Source organism: Nonomuraea sp. NPDC049655 (genome assembly GCF_044465465.1).
Taxonomy (GTDB): domain Bacteria; phylum Actinomycetota; class Actinomycetes; order Streptosporangiales; family Streptosporangiaceae; genus Nonomuraea.
On the sequence record NZ_JBITLS010000018.1, the window covers coordinates 30,582 to 45,152 of the forward strand.

Sequence of the window (14,571 nt, forward strand, 5' to 3'; positions counted from 1 at the left end):
TGTGCGATTAGACGTCAACCTCCTCGACTACCTGCTCATCGCGGTCTACTTCGCCACCGTGCTCGCCATCGGGTTCGCCGCCCGCCGCCGGATCAGCTCCAGCCTCGACTTCTTCCTCGCGGGCCGCGGACTGCCCGCCTGGATCACCGGGCTGGCGTTCGTGTCGGCCAACCTGGGCGCGATCGAGATCCTCGGCATGGCGGCCAACGGCGCCCAGTACGGCGCGATGACCGTGCACTACTACTGGATCGGCGCCGTCCCCGCGATGGTGTTCCTCGGCATCGTGATGATGCCCTTCTACTACCGCTCGAAGGTGCGCAGCGTCCCGGAGTTCCTGCGCAGGCGCTTCAACGGCGCCACCCAGCTGCTGAACGCCCTCATGTTCGCGGTCGCGCAGATCCTCATCGCCGGGGTGAACCTGTACGCGCTCGCCCTGGTCATGGAGGCCCTGCTGGGCTGGCCGCTGCCGGTGTCGGTGGTGGTCTCGGCGCTGATCGTGCTCTCCTACATCACACTCGGCGGCCTGTCCTCGGCCATCTACAACGAGGTGCTGCAGTTCTTCGTGATCCTCGCCGGGCTGATCCCGCTGACCGTGCTCGGCCTGGTCAAGGTCGGCGGCGTGGCCGGGCTCTTCGACAAGGTACGGCAGAGCGCGCTCGGCGAGGGCGGCCTGCACACCTGGGCCGGGACCGCCGGCGCCAACCCGATGCAGGCCCACTGGATCGGGATCGTCTTCGGGCTGGGGTTCGTGCTCTCCTTCGGCTACTGGACGACGAACTTCGCCGAGGTGCAGCGCGCCCTGTCGGCCAGGAACACCAACGCGGCCCGGATGACGCCGATCATCGCGGCCTTCCCCAAGCTGTTGATCCCGCTGGTCACGGTGCTGCCGGGGATGATCGCGCTGGTGCTCTTCGGCGACCTGGGCAAGGGTCAGGACTACAACGACGCGATCCCGCTGCTCATGCGCGACCTGCTGCCGAACGGCGTGCTCGGCGTCGCGGTGACCGGGCTGCTGGCCTCGTTCATGGCGGGGATGGCGGCCAACATCAGCGGGTTCAACACGGTGTTCACCAACGACATCTGGCAGGCGCACGTACGGCCCGACCGCCCGGACGGCCACTACCTGAACGTCGGGCGCGTCGCCACCGTCGCCGGCGTGGCGCTCGGCGTGGGCACGGCGTTCATCGCGGCCGGCTACTCCAACATCATGAACTACCTGCAGGCGCTGTTCAGCTTCTTCAACGCGCCGCTGTTCGCGACGTTCGTCGTCGGGCTGTTCTGGCGGCGGATGACGCCGTGGGCCGGGTTCTGGGGGCTGCTGGCGGGGACGCTGAGCGCCTTCGCGTCGTACTTCGCCTACAAGGCCGGCGTGGTGGACTTCGGCACCGAGCTGAACGCCAGCTTCTGGGGCGCGGGCATCGCCTTCGCCGTGGACGTGCTGGTGTCGGTGGTCGTCACGCTGGTCACCACGCCCAAGCCGGAGCGGGAGCTGCGCGGCCTGGTGTACGGCCTGAACGCCGCGGACCTGGAGGACGACGCCCTTGCCGGCGACACACGCTGGTACCGCTCGCCGGTGCTGCTCGGCACCGGCGCCGTGATCCTGGCCGCCCTGTTGTACGGAGTGATCCTGTGAGCGACATCCGGATGGTGATCGGCGGGCTGTTCCTGCTGTACGGCGTGATCCTCGTCGTGGCCGGCCTGCTGGGGGACGCGGTGAACCTGTGGACGGGCCTGCCGATGGCCGTCTTCGGCGCCGCCTTCGTCCTGTGGGCCCGCCTCCGCCCCCTCAAGCCCTAGCCGCACCGCCCTCGACCCGCCCTACAGCCCACAGGCCGTACGCCCGGCCTGTGGGCCCCGCGCCGGCGCCGCCGCGGCGGCGGCGCGGAGCCGTCCGCGCCCGTTCAGTACTCGACCTCGAAGGTGTGGGGACCGAGGCCGTACCCGTCGCCCCGCGGGACGACGTACCCCTGGTTCGCGAGGACGGCCAGGCTGTCGCGCACCTCGTCGTCCTCCAGGCCGGTCGCCCGGATCACCGCCTCCAGGCCGGCCACGCCGCCGGACCCGATCGCCTGCGAGGCCACCGCCTCGTAGACGTGGATGTCGACGTCCGACAGCTCCTGCACGTCATGCCCCTCGGACATCAACGTTGCCTCGCCCCCTCCCTCAGCCTGGCCGGATCGACCTCGCGGTCGGGGAACCTGCGAAGGTATTCCGCCTCTAGCTCATTGGTACGGGAAGTGTGACGTGCCAGAGCATCGTCTGATCCATGGAAGAATGTGTCACTACGAGTGGCATGGAGTTGCCGCAGCTCGCGTACCACATCCTCGTCGCTGAGCTGGGCCGGATCTATTCCCATCGTCGTCATGGGTTCCCCCTACCCCAGACACCCCCGACAATATCTGTCACAATTCCTGACATATAGCCATTGTTTGGGAGCGATTCGTCGCCTTACCTTCCCGGTATGGACCTTGAGCTCAGGCACCTCAGGATCGTCCGCGCGGTAGCGGACGCGGGAAGTGTGAGCAAGGCCGCGTCCCTGCTCGGGCTGGCACAGCCGGCCCTCACCGCCCAGCTCAAACGGATCGAGAGGGTGCTCGGCGGCGCCCTGTTCGAACGTGACCGCCACGGGGCGCGGCCCACGCGACTCGGCGAGCTGGTGCTCGCCCGGGCGCGCGTGCTGCTCCCCGCGGCCAAGGAATTGCAGGACGAGGCCGTACGATTCGCCCACACCCCCTCCCCCGGCTTCCGTATCGGCGCCACCAACGGCCCGATACTCGGCGGCCTGGTCGACCGGCTGGCCGCGGAGCGCACGGTCACCACGTTCACGTCGTGGTCAACGCACGAGCTGATCAACATGGTCGAGCTCGGCCGCCTCGACTACGTGCTGACCGGCGCCTGCGGCGACTCCGGCACCCCCACAGGAACGCTCCTGTGGGAGACGATCAGCGTCGACCCGGTCTTCGCCCTCGTCGGCGAGGACCATCCGCTCGCCAAGGAGAAGGAGGTGGAGCTGGCCGACCTGGCCGGCGAACAATGGGCCGTCACCCCCGGCGACGGCTGCTTCGCCGACTGCTTCGCCATGGCGTGCGCCCGAGCCGGCTTCACCCCCGGAACGATCTACGAGACGGACGTCCCGACCTGCACCCACCTCGCCCAGGTGGGCCGCGCCGTGGTGCTCTGCCAGGCGACCCACCAGGCCCTGCCGGGGCTGGCCATGGTCCCGCTCTCCGGCGCGCCGCTGCGCTGGCGGCAGCTCCTCGGCCGCCACCCCACCGCCCCCGACGCCACCTGGGTGGTCGCCCAGGCCAAACAGGCACACACCGAGGCCGTACGCCGCAGTCCGGTCTACTCCGATTGGCTCGCACGCAACCCGGCGTACGGCACCACGCCATAACACCCTGATAGGAGTGAAGTAATAACTCCTCGCCCCGTGGGCCCGCCGTTACCGTGACGGCACCCCCAGCGGCGGGAGACAACCCAGCTCCACTCGCCGGCGCTGATCGCGGACGCGATCGGCGCATCAGCCATGTCCGGCTGCCTGGGCCGCGACCCTTCACGTCCAACCCCACCCTGAACCGGCCCCCGCCTCCAGACAAGGCGCCATGCCACCTCGCACCCCAAGACGCGATGCCACGTCGTACCCCAAGGCGCTACGCCACCACGTACCCCAAGGCGCTACGCCACCTCGTACTCCCACCCGGGCCGCCACTCGAACGGCGCGTCCACCAGGTCCTCGAGCGGAGTGCCGTCCAGCAGGTGCTGCAACGCCCACCGATTGGCCGAATGGGACACCACCAGCACCGTGGCCCCCTGCCACTCCTCCCGCAGGTCGTCGAGGAACGCGGCCGTCGCCGCCACGACCTGCCGATAGCTCTGCCCGCCCGGCCACGGCGTGTCGATGTGCCGCCTGCGCAGGGCTGCCACCTCGCTCACCGGCCGTCCGTTGTAGCTGCCGTAGTCGCACTCCCTGAGCCGCGCGTCGAGCCGGACCTCCTTCCCGCCCTTCCCGCTCTTCCCACCCCCGAACGCCACCTCCACCGTCTCGACCACCCTGCGCAGATCCGAGCAATAGACGACGTCCACCCCCCGCCTCCGCACCCCGAGCTCGGCGGCCCGCTCCCGCCCCCGCTCGGACAACTCCCCGGGCAGCCACCCGGTGGCGACGCCGACCTCGTTGTCCACAGTGATGGAGTGGGTCTCGTACACCACCTTGATCGCCATATCGGCACCGTACCTCCCCTCCCAACCCCTCCCATTCCGCCCACAGCAAACACAACCCCCAACCGAGACCCGAATATGATCGACACGACTCCACCAACCTTGCCCGGCATGGAATGATGTCCGCGGGACCCCGTCCCCATCCGGCCGTGCGGCACACCCGGATCCGATGCTCTAGCCTTGACATGCGCGAGCCTCACCAAGATCCACCGGCCGCACACCGCATGTCACAACTGAATCCAGGGGCGGTAGCTCAGCCGGTCAGAGCATCGGACTCATAATCCGTGGGTCGTGGGTTCAAGTCCCACCCGCCCTACTACTCCCTATCAGCAGAAACCCCGTCTGATCTGCGCTGTTGCGCAGGGACGGGGTTCCGCATGTCCGGCTGTCCACGACTCGTGTCGATCGTCTGCGGATGTTCTTACCCAATGCTTACCCGCGATCTGAGCATGTGCCGGATCACCAATCGTGCCATCGCGATCGCCACCGTCCAGCACACCAAAGGCGCCTGATGGGCTCCGAGGACAGCTCAAACGGAGCCAGCTCTTACATGTGTGATGTCGATGCCCTTGGCCACCAACCAATCTAGGTACGGACCGAGCGGATGGTTGGCACTTTCCATCAGAGCCACGGCCTCCCGTGTCGCGCGGTGCGCCCATTCGATGTTCGCCGCCAGGTAGTCATCGATACTGTCCGGGCGCGAAATGCGAGGCGCCATGCGCTTAGCCTGCTGACACTCCTGCTTTGCCCGGTCAGCACGCCCTACGCCATCAGCTGCCAGCCCGTAGTCCGGCTCAACCTTGATCGACAGCGACAGCATGTCCATGCCACCACCGCCGTACACGGCATATCCCGCTGCGCTCACCAGTGAAACCTTGCAGTGCGCATCCTCAGCGGCGCTGATTAGCCAGAGGCCCAACAGCAGTGCGACTAGACGGAAGAACTCCCCCTCTTCCATCGAGCGGGCATCTTGCTCGGCAAGGGGACGGCCCCCAGCGAGAAGCTCCGGCAGCAGCGCCTCGAATCCGTCGCATCGCTGACGGTTGATTTCGAGAACCTTTAGCAAGCTCACTAGTGTGCTGGAGGCGAAGGCTTCCTCTTTCACGCGGCTTGTCAGTAACAGTAGCCAAGGGTTGTTCGTACGCTGCAAACTGAACAAGCGCTTGAGCAGCGGATACACGCACGAAATGGAGCTTAGATCCGCCCCGACCACTGGTTCACAGAAGTCAAGGTTGATGACGTCGAACGGAGCGCGACGCCTGACCTCACGAAACGCAACCGAGGCCTCATCCAGAAGCAGGTGCAGATCGTCACCGAACAGCCGGCTCTCATCTTCCACCAGTGGTTTGCGGATCATGTCGGCAAACGCCGTGTTAAGAATGGCGTTGTCAGACTCTTGCGGCCGTGCCGCACGGTCAAAACCTACGAACCTCAGCCGGCGCCCGGTGGGCTCGCATAACCGCTCGTGCAGATGCCGCAGGTCTAGCAGGTCGGCGCCGGGCAGGCCGAGGTAGCTGATGGGCGCCAGTGGATCGCTACGGGCGTCAAGGATGTCCCTCAGTGGCTCGCTCCACTGGCTGTGTCGGATGAACTGTTTGCGTGGCAGGTGCCATCCGTCGTAGCTGCGTGGCGGCGGAGCCAGCAGTTCGTAGTCATCAAGCCCGAGGTCGGCATCCAGCTCGTCGAGCGGCTCGTTCGTCATTTCAGGTGCACCGCGATGACGTCATAGAGAGCCTTCAGCATCTCGGCCTGCTGTAGCGGCTCGACGCTGTCCCACACGCCATATGCCTCCAGGATTTGCGTGAGGGCGGCAACAATCTCCTCGCGCTGCGCCTTTCGCGCTTCCCTGTTCGGTCCGGAGAGGTCACCTAGTAAGCCCTCTGGCCAAGTGAAACCGCGGTCGCCTGGGAGGACACTGGGACTGGCTGCGCCAAAGTGCACGGGGGGCGGCTCACCGTCAAGCTCAAGGTTTTCCCAGACCTGATCAACGCGTGCCTGAACTTGCGCGGTCGCGTCGTCCGCAGCGTGCCGCCGACGCTGATGCCTAGCCGACTTGCCAAGACGCTTGTGGGTTGCGATCAGCTGGCGCAGCGCGCCATGCACCCAACGTGTGATGGTGACCACATGGGGATGCGCCTGGTTGAACGATTCCCTGTCGATGTTGAGTGCGCCGTCGAAGCCCTCTCGCACAAAGATTTCGCACAATACCTGACTCATTCGGCGTTCCTCGGCAGAGGGGAATCCGAGGAACTTAGGATCGAACAGGGTTCCGCTGGCTTCGTTAACTCGGATCAACACGCCACTGTGCTCAGGCGGTAGTAGCCGGGGTGTCCAGAACAGATAGGCGCTGAATTCCAGCGGCCCCCCACTTAGCTCGATTGCGCGCATGGGGTAGTCCGTGCGATAATGCCCGACGAACAGCATGGGTCGCTGGAGGGCCGCCGAGGTGGGTGGAGGCGCTGCGAGCGTAATGGGGCGTTTAAGGCTGAGTTCGTCGAGGTGGACTTCGAAACCGGCTGGATTATCAGGAGCGTCGAAAGGCAGAACCTCGCGCAGCGTCTTTTCAGGCGGAACTGACAGAGTGACCGCCTCGTCACCAGACCGACCGTTCACGAGGAAGAAGTCAATCCCGCTGTCCGCCCCGGCGTCGAACGGGTGTCCTGCCACATAGGGCAGCGGCGCGGACAGCGCCAGATTCCAGGCCATCCGCAGGTAATCGTCGAAAATGTTCTCCAGCTGAGCGTTGCGGCGGCCGGCCTCCAGCGCCCGCAGGGGGGCGGTGACGAACTGCTCGAACGCCCCGTTGCTACCGCTGCCGCGCTGCCAGGGCAGCCGCTCATACTCATTATTGACGAGCACCTGGACGTCCGGGCGGGCGCTTTCCACCACGCCCACATGGAACATCGGAGCCTGTTTACTCCGGCCCTCAGCAGCTGCGGTGACCCGATGCCACAGGTCCTCCGAGCGCAGCGCCTCCCGGGTCTGCGGCCGCACTGACGTGAGGGTGATCGTGGTGCCCTGATTCTCTACGTCTTCAGCTGGTTCGGTCCACAGCAAGACCCGTCCAGCCTTGTACTGGCCATCCTCGTCGACTTCGGCGGTGGCATCAGAGAACTGGCGAAGCAGCACCCGCGCGACGCTCTGGAAGCGGTCACCGGCCACCTTTGTGGAGATCTGAAAGGATTGGGTGAGCTGGGCGACGCTAAACAACCCGATACCGATCTTACCGATCAGCGGGCGGCCCTTTGGGCTCAGGTTGGCGTCCTGCTCCGAGGTCACGTGCAGGGCCTTGCCAGTGTCGGTGCGCTTGGCACTGCCGCCGATGTTGTGAAGAAGGTGCTTGAGCACCTCCGGGCTCATTCCCATGCCATCGTCGGAGATCGTGATGCGGTCGAACCGGGGCCGATCCATGCTGATCGTGACGCGAGTCGCGTCAGCATCATAAGCATTCGAGATGAGTTCACGCAGGGCCGAACCCGGCTGGCGATAGATGCCATCAGTCACACGGGCCAGCACCCGCTGGCTAGTGCGCAGCTCGGTGGCCAGAGGCTCAGAGCCAGGCACGAAGTCGCGAAGCGCCTGAGCCAGGTCGGCCTCCTGTTCCGGTCCTGGTGTGCTCACGGCATCAACACCATGTTGAAGGTCATGATCACTTCCTAGCACAGGTGGCGCTTCCGGCGGCCGACAAGGTCACTCTAGCGTCGTGGCCTGCTAGATAGCGCAGCGAATTGGTGATCTCATGGCGTCCTGGATTCGCCTCCAGAATCCCCAGAGGTCAACGGTGGTCAACCACGGCAGCGCTGCTCAAAGCGGTGTCGCCAGGTCGCCTATCGAGCGCAGCCCACTTACATCAGCTTCCTGCCTCACCATGTAGGCGGACGCCGCGACAACCGGAGAAGCCCCGTCTGCGCGGAATTGCAGACGGGGCCCTTCTCCGAAGTCACGAATGCCGATCGCCATCTCGTAGTGCGTTCGCGATGCGGCGTTTAGCTGCCTCCTCCTGGCCAACGATGCATTTGGCGTAGATCCTGAGTAGGACATCCACGCTGTGACCTGCCCATTCAGCTACCTGTGTCGCGGGAACTCCCGCGTTGAGCCAGGTCGAGACGCAGGCGTGGCGCAGGTCGTAGATCCGTCTGGCCAGTGGTGACTGTGCCTCCTTCTCGGTCAGGGCCTGCTCTCTAGCCTTGGCCCATACACGCCGACATGTGATGCTGGCCAGTTCGCCACCGCGCACTCCGGTGAACAACCGCCCTCCGGGGCCGATACCGAACTCCGCTAGGTGTGAACGGAGAATCCTGGTAAGCGCGGGAGGACACGGAACGATGCGGGTCTCTCCCTCGGCGCGGTGCTTGAGCGCGCGTTCTTCCCGCAGGCTGCCGTCGTCCGTCCATTCACGGCCGGCAAAAGGCGCTGCGCTGGCGAGGCGAAGCTCGCCCCAGCCGTCAGCCGGCTCCTCCAGTTCCCCCATCTCGGGATTCCTGACCAGTTCGGGAAGGATGACTTTGTCCTCCCCAAGCCTTGTTACTTCCTCGGGACGTAGCCCTGCATAGTAGATGACGGCGAAGAACGCGACCAGCCGCTTCCCGCTGGGTTGTTGTGCTTCCACCGCGGCAAGGAGGCGGCGCGCTTGAGCGTGATTGACGACGCTATGTCTGTCCACTTCGTAGGTGACGCGCGGTGGCTTCCACTTCAGAGCCTTGAGCGGGTTGGAATCTAGGAGCTTCAGCTCCACCGCGTAGTCCATGGCGTTCTGCAAGATGGTCTTGTGCCGACGAATCGTGCTTGTGGCAGCGGTCTTCCCGTTCAGGCGCGAGGTGGCAGCATCGAGCAGCGCACGGACAGTGGATGCCTCGGTCAGCGCGGAAACGGGACGGGTGTTCTTGGCCAGCCACGCCAACACTTCGGCCGTTTCCGCGGACGCTTCGGCGCGCTGTTTCGTGTTGAACCCCCATCGACGCATGGCGGTTCGCAAGTCCAGGTCAGACGGCTTGCCCTTGCCGCTCGTGAGCATCGCCGGCGTAGCTGCGGTAAGGGCGCGGGCGATGTCTTGGCGGTACTTGGCCGAGGCAGCTTTCCACTTGAAGTCAGCGAACTTGCAGGCGAAGTCGTACCAGGTCATCTCTGGCCGCTCAACGCGGCTCCACTTCACCGGCTCGCCGGTGGCCAAGCTGAACGGCTCACCCTCCCGAGCGGCGGTGAGCAGCTTGCTCCGGTACGCGTCTGCCTGCGCGCTCTTCTGAAAGGTCCGCTTCCACGGTTTGCCATCCGTGGTCCACTGGACGCGGTAGGAGGTGACCTTGCCCAGGGAGTTCTTGCGGACCTCGGTCTTGTGAACGCGAACTCGGTAGGTGGTTCTCTCCATCAGGCCGCGTCCTCTCGGGCGTTAAGCCAGCTCTCAAGGTCGGTACGGCGGACGCGAAGCGAGCCGTTGGGCAGCGTGATGCAGCGCGGAGCGCGACCTTTCTGGCGCCAGTCGTAGAAGGTGGATCGGGAGATCTGGAGTTCGGCGCAGACCTCGGGGACGGTGAGCATCCCGCGTAGGCGGGTGACAGTGGCCATGGCGGCGCGTTCCTTCCGGATGTGGCGTGATCGGAAAGCGGTTCGGCACCCTCGGCGGTCGTGCTTGGCGGCTTGTCGCCGAGGGGGCCGATGACATGTCTGGAGGGGGTAGCCGTTTCAACCCGTTACACCCGTAACATTGCAGCTCAGGGCCGGAACGGCTTGTTGCGGTGTAACGGGTTAAGCCGTTACGGGGTCGGAAGCCGTATCGCCTTGACCTGCGGTGTTACGGCTGTAACGGCTGTAACGGCTACCCCGCTCCAGGTGCAGGATGTCGGCCTCTGGAGCGGGTTCGAGGGTCGGGCAGTAGCGCGCCCAGGCGTCGGCGAAGTCGCCGCGGCGGTACCCCCTGAGCGGACCGTCGGGGAAGCGGATCAGGGCCGGGCGGATGTCGTATTCGCGCAGCATCGTGCCGAGGCGTATGGGTGTCAGGCCGGCCTGTCCGTGCTCGTTCCATTCACCCTCGGGGTCGGCCTTGAGCCGTTCCAGGAGTACGGCGGTAGGCAGCGCGTTGTCGGCGCCGAATGCGGCGCGGCAGGCGGCCAGCAGCCGCACGCGCGCCGATGCCTGGTCGTTGTCGTCGGCCTCGGCGGTGAGGGCCAAGGCGGCGGCGCGGGCGCGCTCGGGCCAGGTGCCGGCGGCGTAGTCGGCGACGATGACCAGGGGTTCCCAGGTGTCGGCAGCGCGGTCTTCCACGGGCATGGCGGGTTCAGCCTGTTCGAGGGTGGCCAGGTCGGCGCGGAGCCACTGGTTGAGGTCGGCGGCCAGGTCGCGCAGTGGTGTGCGGTCGCGGCGGTGGCGGTAGGGTGCGGCGGTTTCGCCGGGGGCGCGGCGGCGCATGCGGACGACGACGGCGCGGTCTTCGATGGTGTCGGGCATGGCGCCGATGCCGGCGAGTGCGGCCATGGCGAAGGTCGGAATGCTCTCCACGCGGTTGGTGGCCGCGTCGTAGCGTTTGGCCGGCCGGTTGCGCTGATGTCCGGCATTCAGCAGGCCGCGTAGGTCTTCGTTGCCGTCTGCCTTGGGGCCGAAGATGGTGTCGGCTTCGTCCACGAGCATGGTGGGCGGGTCGTCGGTGATGGAGCGGTAGACGGCGGCGCTGGATGAGTTGACGGTGATGAACGGGTTGTGGCAGGTGGCCTCCACGATGTCGAGTAGCCGGGACTTGCCGCACCGCTTCTCGGGGCCGCGGATGACCAGGCGAGGCGCGTGCGCCCACGCGGGTTGCGCGTGGGATGCGGCAATCCACAGCGTGACGGCGTCGGCGGCCTCGGGTGTCGGCAGGATGACGTAGCGGGTCAGGGCGGCGCGCAGCCGGTCGAGTAGCTGTGAGCCGGTCGGGTGATGGGTCATGGTGCCTCCCACGGCTGAGGTCAGACGGTGGCCAGGCGGCGGGGCCGGCGAGCGCCGTGCCGCAACCCTGACTCGATGGTTCGGATGACTTCGCTGCGGGACAGCCCGAGGTCGCCCCCTCCCTGTTCAAGCAGCTCTTTGACGGGCTGTTCGGGGAGCGCGCCGCCGGCGATGAGTTCGCCGAGGGCGGCGGCAGCGCCGAACAGGGCGCGGTTGCGCTGGCCGGGTTGAGCGGCGGCCAGGTGCGCAAGCTCGCGGTCCAGGGCCGCGCACAGGTAGGCGGAATGGCGGTCATCGGCGATAGGGACGTGTACCGGCCTCTTGGCCGGTAGCGGGGTGGGTTTGAGCAGCTTGAACAGGGAGGGGGGTAGCGGGGCGGGCGTCGTGGCGTGCTGCACGGTGTAGCGGCCCGTCCCGTCCGGGAGGGTGACGGCGCTGCCGGGGGCGACGACGTAACCACCCCAGGCGCGGGTGTCGATCAGCCATCCAAGGCTGCCGTTGGTGCTCGGGAGCCGGGCGCCGGACGGGGCGGTGTAGTACAGATGCAGGCCACCGCGCCGGGTGCGTACCTGCAACGTCTCCCAGTCGATTGGGACGCCGACGCGCTGGCACAGGAGCGCGAACACGTCGGCGCCGTCGCCGATGCCGGGCAGATCCCACTCTTGCGGCGGACGCTGTCCAGGCTTGGGCGTGTCCAGATCGATCACGACCAGTCCGGCAGGGCCGGTGGCGATGCCCACGTTGTAGGGCGCGTGTCGCCACCAAGCGCGGATGCGCTCGGGGTCGCGGGTGGCGCAGGTCTCCCAGTCGGTGAAGCCTCGCGGGGGCGCCTTGTCGCCCACGGCGAGAGGGAAGACCGGCCAGCCGCGGGCGGCAGCTCCCAACGCGGCGGCGACCAGGTTGTGACGGTGTGGTGCGGTCATGCGGCGATCACCTCGGTTGACGTGATGGTGTCGGGGCGCAGGTGCTCAGGCAGTAGTGCGGCCACGGCGGCGGCGGCCTGAAGCGGTACGACCCCGTTGCCGATCAGTCGGAGCTGGCCGTTGTAGGAGATGCCGGGTACGTCCGTGACCCATCCCCCAGGCAGGCCCATGAGCCATTCGGCGAGACGCGGGCTCAGCCGGGGGCGCCCGCCTCGTCCAGGCTCAACTGGCCAGGGTGCCGGGCGGCCGGACGTCGCTTCCCAGCGCGTGACGGCCGCGGCGTAGGGCCCCCAGTCGACGGCGCGGGTGTCAGGTCCCGCACGATGTTGGGGAGCTGTGGGATGCCGTTCTTGCGTGCTGCCGGGCCCTTGTGGTCCCTGGCCGCAGGTGTCGGCAGCAGGTGTTCTACTTCGTCGGCCAGTGTCGGGCCGTGCCCGCCTGCCTTGCGTTTGTCCGGATGCTGCGATCCCCCGTTGACCGCTAGCTGAGCGGTCGGGGTCTTGAACAGCTTCGGCTGGCCAAGCCAGACAGAACCAGCGCCAGCGCTCGTGAGCGGCGCCGACGTCGGACGCTCGGAGACATGTCCAGTTCGCATCGAACCCGAGGCGGGCAAGGTCAGCGAGGACGACGTCAAGACCAGGTCGCCGAGTAACGATGGCCCGCACGTTTTCCAGCACGAGCAAGCGGGGTCGTAGCGTAGCGACGGCGTCGGCGATAGTGTGCCAAAGACCACTGCGTGTTCCTTCCTTGATGCCCGCGCCACGGCCGGCGTAGGAGAGGTCTTGGCAGGGGAACCCTGCGGTCAGCACGTCGGGCGCCGGGACGGTGCCCCAGTCGATGCCGGTCAGGTCGCCGAGGTTGGGCACTCCGGGGAAGCGATACGCGAGCACCCGCGCGGCGTCGTCGTCGTTGTCGGCGACCCACAGCAGGCGAGTGTCGAGCACGGCGGCCACGGCCATGTCCAGACCTCCATAGCCTGAGCACATCGACGCTGCGGTGAGTAGGCCGGTCATGCCGCACGCCGGTCGGGGGCGGCCTGGAGAGCGGTGGTCATCGCCTGTTCCAGACAGACCTTGTGGACCGGGCGCCGGTCGTCGTCCAGCAGGAAGCTCGGGCGGTGGCAGTAGCGGCAGGGGCAGCGGCGTCCGCCGCCCCAGTGTTCGCGTTTCTTGTGCCAGTCCAGGGACACGCGCCCCTGGTAGATCCGGTGGCCGGTGTTGGCGGTGGGTGTCATGCTGGCAGGTGCCTTCCTCTGGTTGATCGGAGCGGGCGGGCGGCCTCGGCGGTTGTGCTTGGCGGCTTGTCGCCGAGGCCGCGTTCCGCCCTCGTGCTCATGGATGCGGAAGCCCTCAGAAGGGCGGTTCGTCGCCGGCCGGTGCGGCGGTAGCCCACGGGTCGGCGGGTGCGCCACCGTGGCCGTTGCTGCCGGTGCGCGCGGCCTTCTGCGGTTTGGCGGTGGCAAACCGCAGCGACGGGCCGATCTCGTCTACGGTCATCTCGGTGACGGTGCGCTTGTCGCCGTCGCTGGTCTCGTAGGTGCGCATGCGCAGCCGGCCGGAGGCGATGACACGCGTGCCGCGGGTCAGGGACTCGGTGATGTGCTCGCCGAGGTCGCGCCACGCGCTACAGCGCATGAACAGGACCTCGCCGTCCTGCCACTGCTCCACCTGCTTGTTGTAGGTGCGGGCGCTGGAGGCAATGGTGAAGCTCGCTACGGCGGTGCCGGTCTGGGTGTAGTGCAGTTCGGGATCGCCGGTCAGGTTGCCGATGATGGTGATGGTGGTCTCGCCGGACATGGCCGACTTCCTTTCACGATCTGGGATCGGGTCGGGTCAACGGGATTGGGAGGTGGGCGTGGGGCACGCGCGTGTGCCGCCTTGGCGAGACGCCGGGGGTGGCAGCGCGTACCGTCGTGCGTATGGCTGAGGAGAGCTACACCAGGGATGACCTGGCGGCGTGGGAGCGGTCGGTGGACGTGCTGCGTGGCGGTCCGCGCGAGGACGCGAGCGACGCGCGGGCGGCGTACGAGGCGACCGCGAATCTGTGCTCGGCGTGGGGTGGCTGGATGGACATGCCGGAAGCGATCTCCAACGTCGTGCATCGCGCAGTGGAGACCGGGTATGCGCAGGCGCTGGCCGATGTTCGTGACGGGCGGGTGGCTGGGCTGGGCGTGGTTGAGGAGGACTGAAGGCGTCGGCCGACGCCTCAGCGGGTGCCGCCGTGGTGCAGGCGGCGTAGGTAGACGTAGAGCTGCCAGCCGAGTCGGGGTCGCATGCCGGTGCCGTCGCAGGCGCGGCAGGTGTGGTTCTTGCCGCCGGGGGCGCAGCGCCGGCAGGTGCCCCACGGGGAGGCGTAGCACCAGCAGGCGTAACCGAGAGTGACGATCGGCAGGCAGACGACTAGCAGGGCGATGACGGTAGCCAAGGTGGCCTCCAGGCCGGTTTCCGGGGTTGCCGCAGGTCGGACGCTAGGCACTAGTGCGCTGGTAGGTCGCGGGATTGGGCGCTAGGAGGGG

Annotated in this window: 17 protein-coding genes and 1 tRNA gene; 5 read left to right on the plus strand and 13 right to left on the minus strand. The window is 67.1% G+C overall.

Going from position 1 to position 14,571, the window contains the following annotated elements:
• Position 1 precedes the first annotated feature (1 nt).
• Both ACIBQ6_RS43800 and ACIBQ6_RS43805 read left to right on the plus strand, forming a co-directional pair.
• A complete protein-coding gene (locus ACIBQ6_RS43800) occupies positions 2 to 1,633 on the plus strand; it encodes a sodium:solute symporter family protein (protein ID WP_397218756.1) in 1,632 nt (543 codons plus the stop codon).
• On the plus strand, positions 1,630 to 1,797 hold the full coding sequence (locus ACIBQ6_RS43805; protein ID WP_352353608.1) for a hypothetical protein: 168 nt from the start codon (positions 1,630 to 1,632) through the stop codon (positions 1,795 to 1,797). Before ACIBQ6_RS43800 ends, ACIBQ6_RS43805 begins: the two co-directional genes overlap by 4 nt.
• Before the next feature lie 104 nt (positions 1,798 to 1,901).
• Here the strand turns inward: ACIBQ6_RS43805 and ACIBQ6_RS43810 are convergent, their stop codons facing one another.
• Entirely contained in the window at positions 1,902 to 2,141 is a 240-nt protein-coding gene (locus ACIBQ6_RS43810; RefSeq protein ID WP_358302494.1) for a hypothetical protein, read from the minus strand.
• Positions 2,141 to 2,365 (minus strand): DUF6158 family protein, encoded by a 225-nt coding sequence (locus ACIBQ6_RS43815; protein ID WP_125631040.1) that lies wholly within the window; start codon positions 2,363 to 2,365, stop codon positions 2,141 to 2,143. Before ACIBQ6_RS43815 ends, ACIBQ6_RS43810 begins: the two co-directional genes overlap by 1 nt.
• Before the next feature lie 96 nt (positions 2,366 to 2,461).
• Between ACIBQ6_RS43815 and ACIBQ6_RS43820 the strand changes: the two genes are divergently transcribed.
• Positions 2,462 to 3,394 (plus strand): LysR family transcriptional regulator, encoded by a 933-nt coding sequence (locus ACIBQ6_RS43820; RefSeq protein ID WP_397218757.1) that lies wholly within the window; start codon positions 2,462 to 2,464, stop codon positions 3,392 to 3,394.
• A gap of 281 nt (positions 3,395 to 3,675) precedes the next feature.
• Here the strand turns inward: ACIBQ6_RS43820 and ACIBQ6_RS43825 are convergent, their stop codons facing one another.
• A complete protein-coding gene (locus tag ACIBQ6_RS43825) occupies positions 3,676 to 4,221 on the minus strand; it encodes a histidine phosphatase family protein (protein ID WP_397218758.1) in 546 nt (181 codons plus the stop codon).
• Between the two features lie 239 nt (positions 4,222 to 4,460).
• Here ACIBQ6_RS43825 and ACIBQ6_RS43830 point away from each other — a divergent pair.
• A tRNA-Ile gene (locus ACIBQ6_RS43830) sits at positions 4,461 to 4,534 on the plus strand.
• A 213-nt stretch (positions 4,535 to 4,747) separates the two neighbouring features.
• On the opposite strand, the gene ACIBQ6_RS43835 is transcribed toward ACIBQ6_RS43830, so the two are convergent.
• The 9 genes from ACIBQ6_RS43835 to ACIBQ6_RS43875 form a co-directional block, all read right to left on the minus strand.
• Complete coding sequence (locus ACIBQ6_RS43835; RefSeq protein WP_397218759.1) at positions 4,748 to 5,920, minus strand: hypothetical protein; 1,173 nt, start codon at positions 5,918 to 5,920, stop codon at positions 4,748 to 4,750.
• Positions 5,917 to 7,839: an ATP-binding protein gene (locus tag ACIBQ6_RS43840; protein WP_397218760.1), complete on the minus strand. Its 1,923-nt coding sequence runs from the start codon at positions 7,837 to 7,839 to the stop codon at positions 5,917 to 5,919. The genes ACIBQ6_RS43835 and ACIBQ6_RS43840 overlap by 4 nt, the downstream gene beginning before the upstream one ends.
• Before the next feature lie 319 nt (positions 7,840 to 8,158).
• Positions 8,159 to 9,583, minus strand: coding sequence for a tyrosine-type recombinase/integrase (locus ACIBQ6_RS43845; protein WP_397218761.1), 1,425 nt, complete (start codon positions 9,581 to 9,583; stop codon positions 8,159 to 8,161).
• Positions 9,583 to 9,780, minus strand: a complete 198-nt coding sequence (locus ACIBQ6_RS43850; RefSeq protein ID WP_397218762.1) for a helix-turn-helix transcriptional regulator — start codon at positions 9,778 to 9,780, stop codon at positions 9,583 to 9,585. Before ACIBQ6_RS43850 ends, ACIBQ6_RS43845 begins: the two co-directional genes overlap by 1 nt.
• A 180-nt stretch (positions 9,781 to 9,960) precedes the next feature.
• Entirely contained in the window at positions 9,961 to 11,133 is a 1,173-nt protein-coding gene (locus ACIBQ6_RS43855; protein ID WP_397218763.1) for a DUF3631 domain-containing protein, read from the minus strand.
• 20 nt (positions 11,134 to 11,153) lie between these two features.
• Positions 11,154 to 12,056, minus strand: a complete 903-nt coding sequence (locus tag ACIBQ6_RS43860) for a bifunctional DNA primase/polymerase (RefSeq protein ID WP_397218764.1) — start codon at positions 12,054 to 12,056, stop codon at positions 11,154 to 11,156.
• Positions 12,053 to 13,069, minus strand: a complete 1,017-nt coding sequence (locus ACIBQ6_RS43865) for a DNA cytosine methyltransferase (RefSeq protein WP_397218765.1) — start codon at positions 13,067 to 13,069, stop codon at positions 12,053 to 12,055. Before ACIBQ6_RS43865 ends, ACIBQ6_RS43860 begins: the two co-directional genes overlap by 4 nt.
• On the minus strand, positions 13,066 to 13,290 hold the full coding sequence (locus ACIBQ6_RS43870; protein WP_397218766.1) for a hypothetical protein: 225 nt from the start codon (positions 13,288 to 13,290) through the stop codon (positions 13,066 to 13,068). The genes ACIBQ6_RS43865 and ACIBQ6_RS43870 overlap by 4 nt, the downstream gene beginning before the upstream one ends.
• A 115-nt stretch (positions 13,291 to 13,405) precedes the next feature.
• Entirely contained in the window at positions 13,406 to 13,852 is a 447-nt protein-coding gene (locus ACIBQ6_RS43875) for a single-stranded DNA-binding protein (protein WP_397218767.1), read from the minus strand.
• A gap of 122 nt (positions 13,853 to 13,974) precedes the next feature.
• Here ACIBQ6_RS43875 and ACIBQ6_RS43880 point away from each other — a divergent pair, with 122 nt between their 5' ends.
• A complete protein-coding gene (locus ACIBQ6_RS43880; protein WP_397218768.1) occupies positions 13,975 to 14,244 on the plus strand; it encodes a hypothetical protein in 270 nt (89 codons plus the stop codon).
• Between the two features lie 17 nt (positions 14,245 to 14,261).
• Here the strand turns inward: ACIBQ6_RS43880 and ACIBQ6_RS43885 are convergent, their stop codons facing one another.
• A complete protein-coding gene (locus ACIBQ6_RS43885; RefSeq protein WP_397218769.1) occupies positions 14,262 to 14,480 on the minus strand; it encodes a hypothetical protein in 219 nt (72 codons plus the stop codon).
• Positions 14,481 to 14,571 lie beyond the last annotated feature (91 nt).

Excerpts from the sequence above, each read along its gene's own strand:
- ACIBQ6_RS43810 (WP_358302494.1), bottom strand. The coding sequence starts at position 2,141 with ATGTCCGAGGGGCATGACGTGCAGGAGCTGTCGGACGTCGACATCCAC.
- ACIBQ6_RS43815 (WP_125631040.1), bottom strand. The coding sequence starts at position 2,365 with ATGACGACGATGGGAATAGATCCGGCCCAGCTCAGCGACGAGGATGTG.
- ACIBQ6_RS43820 (WP_397218757.1), top strand. The coding sequence starts at position 2,462 with ATGGACCTTGAGCTCAGGCACCTCAGGATCGTCCGCGCGGTAGCGGAC.
- ACIBQ6_RS43825 (WP_397218758.1), bottom strand. The coding sequence starts at position 4,221 with ATGGCGATCAAGGTGGTGTACGAGACCCACTCCATCACTGTGGACAAC.
- ACIBQ6_RS43835 (WP_397218759.1), bottom strand. The coding sequence starts at position 5,920 with ATGACGAACGAGCCGCTCGACGAGCTGGATGCCGACCTCGGGCTTGAT.
- ACIBQ6_RS43845 (WP_397218761.1), bottom strand. The coding sequence starts at position 9,583 with ATGGAGAGAACCACCTACCGAGTTCGCGTTCACAAGACCGAGGTCCGC.
- ACIBQ6_RS43850 (WP_397218762.1), bottom strand. The coding sequence starts at position 9,780 with ATGGCCACTGTCACCCGCCTACGCGGGATGCTCACCGTCCCCGAGGTC.
- ACIBQ6_RS43855 (WP_397218763.1), bottom strand. The coding sequence starts at position 11,133 with ATGACCCATCACCCGACCGGCTCACAGCTACTCGACCGGCTGCGCGCC.
- ACIBQ6_RS43860 (WP_397218764.1), bottom strand. The coding sequence starts at position 12,056 with ATGACCGCACCACACCGTCACAACCTGGTCGCCGCCGCGTTGGGAGCT.
- ACIBQ6_RS43865 (WP_397218765.1), bottom strand. The coding sequence starts at position 13,069 with ATGACCGGCCTACTCACCGCAGCGTCGATGTGCTCAGGCTATGGAGGT.
- ACIBQ6_RS43870 (WP_397218766.1), bottom strand. The coding sequence starts at position 13,290 with ATGACACCCACCGCCAACACCGGCCACCGGATCTACCAGGGGCGCGTG.
- ACIBQ6_RS43875 (WP_397218767.1), bottom strand. The coding sequence starts at position 13,852 with ATGTCCGGCGAGACCACCATCACCATCATCGGCAACCTGACCGGCGAT.
- ACIBQ6_RS43880 (WP_397218768.1), top strand. The coding sequence starts at position 13,975 with ATGGCTGAGGAGAGCTACACCAGGGATGACCTGGCGGCGTGGGAGCGG.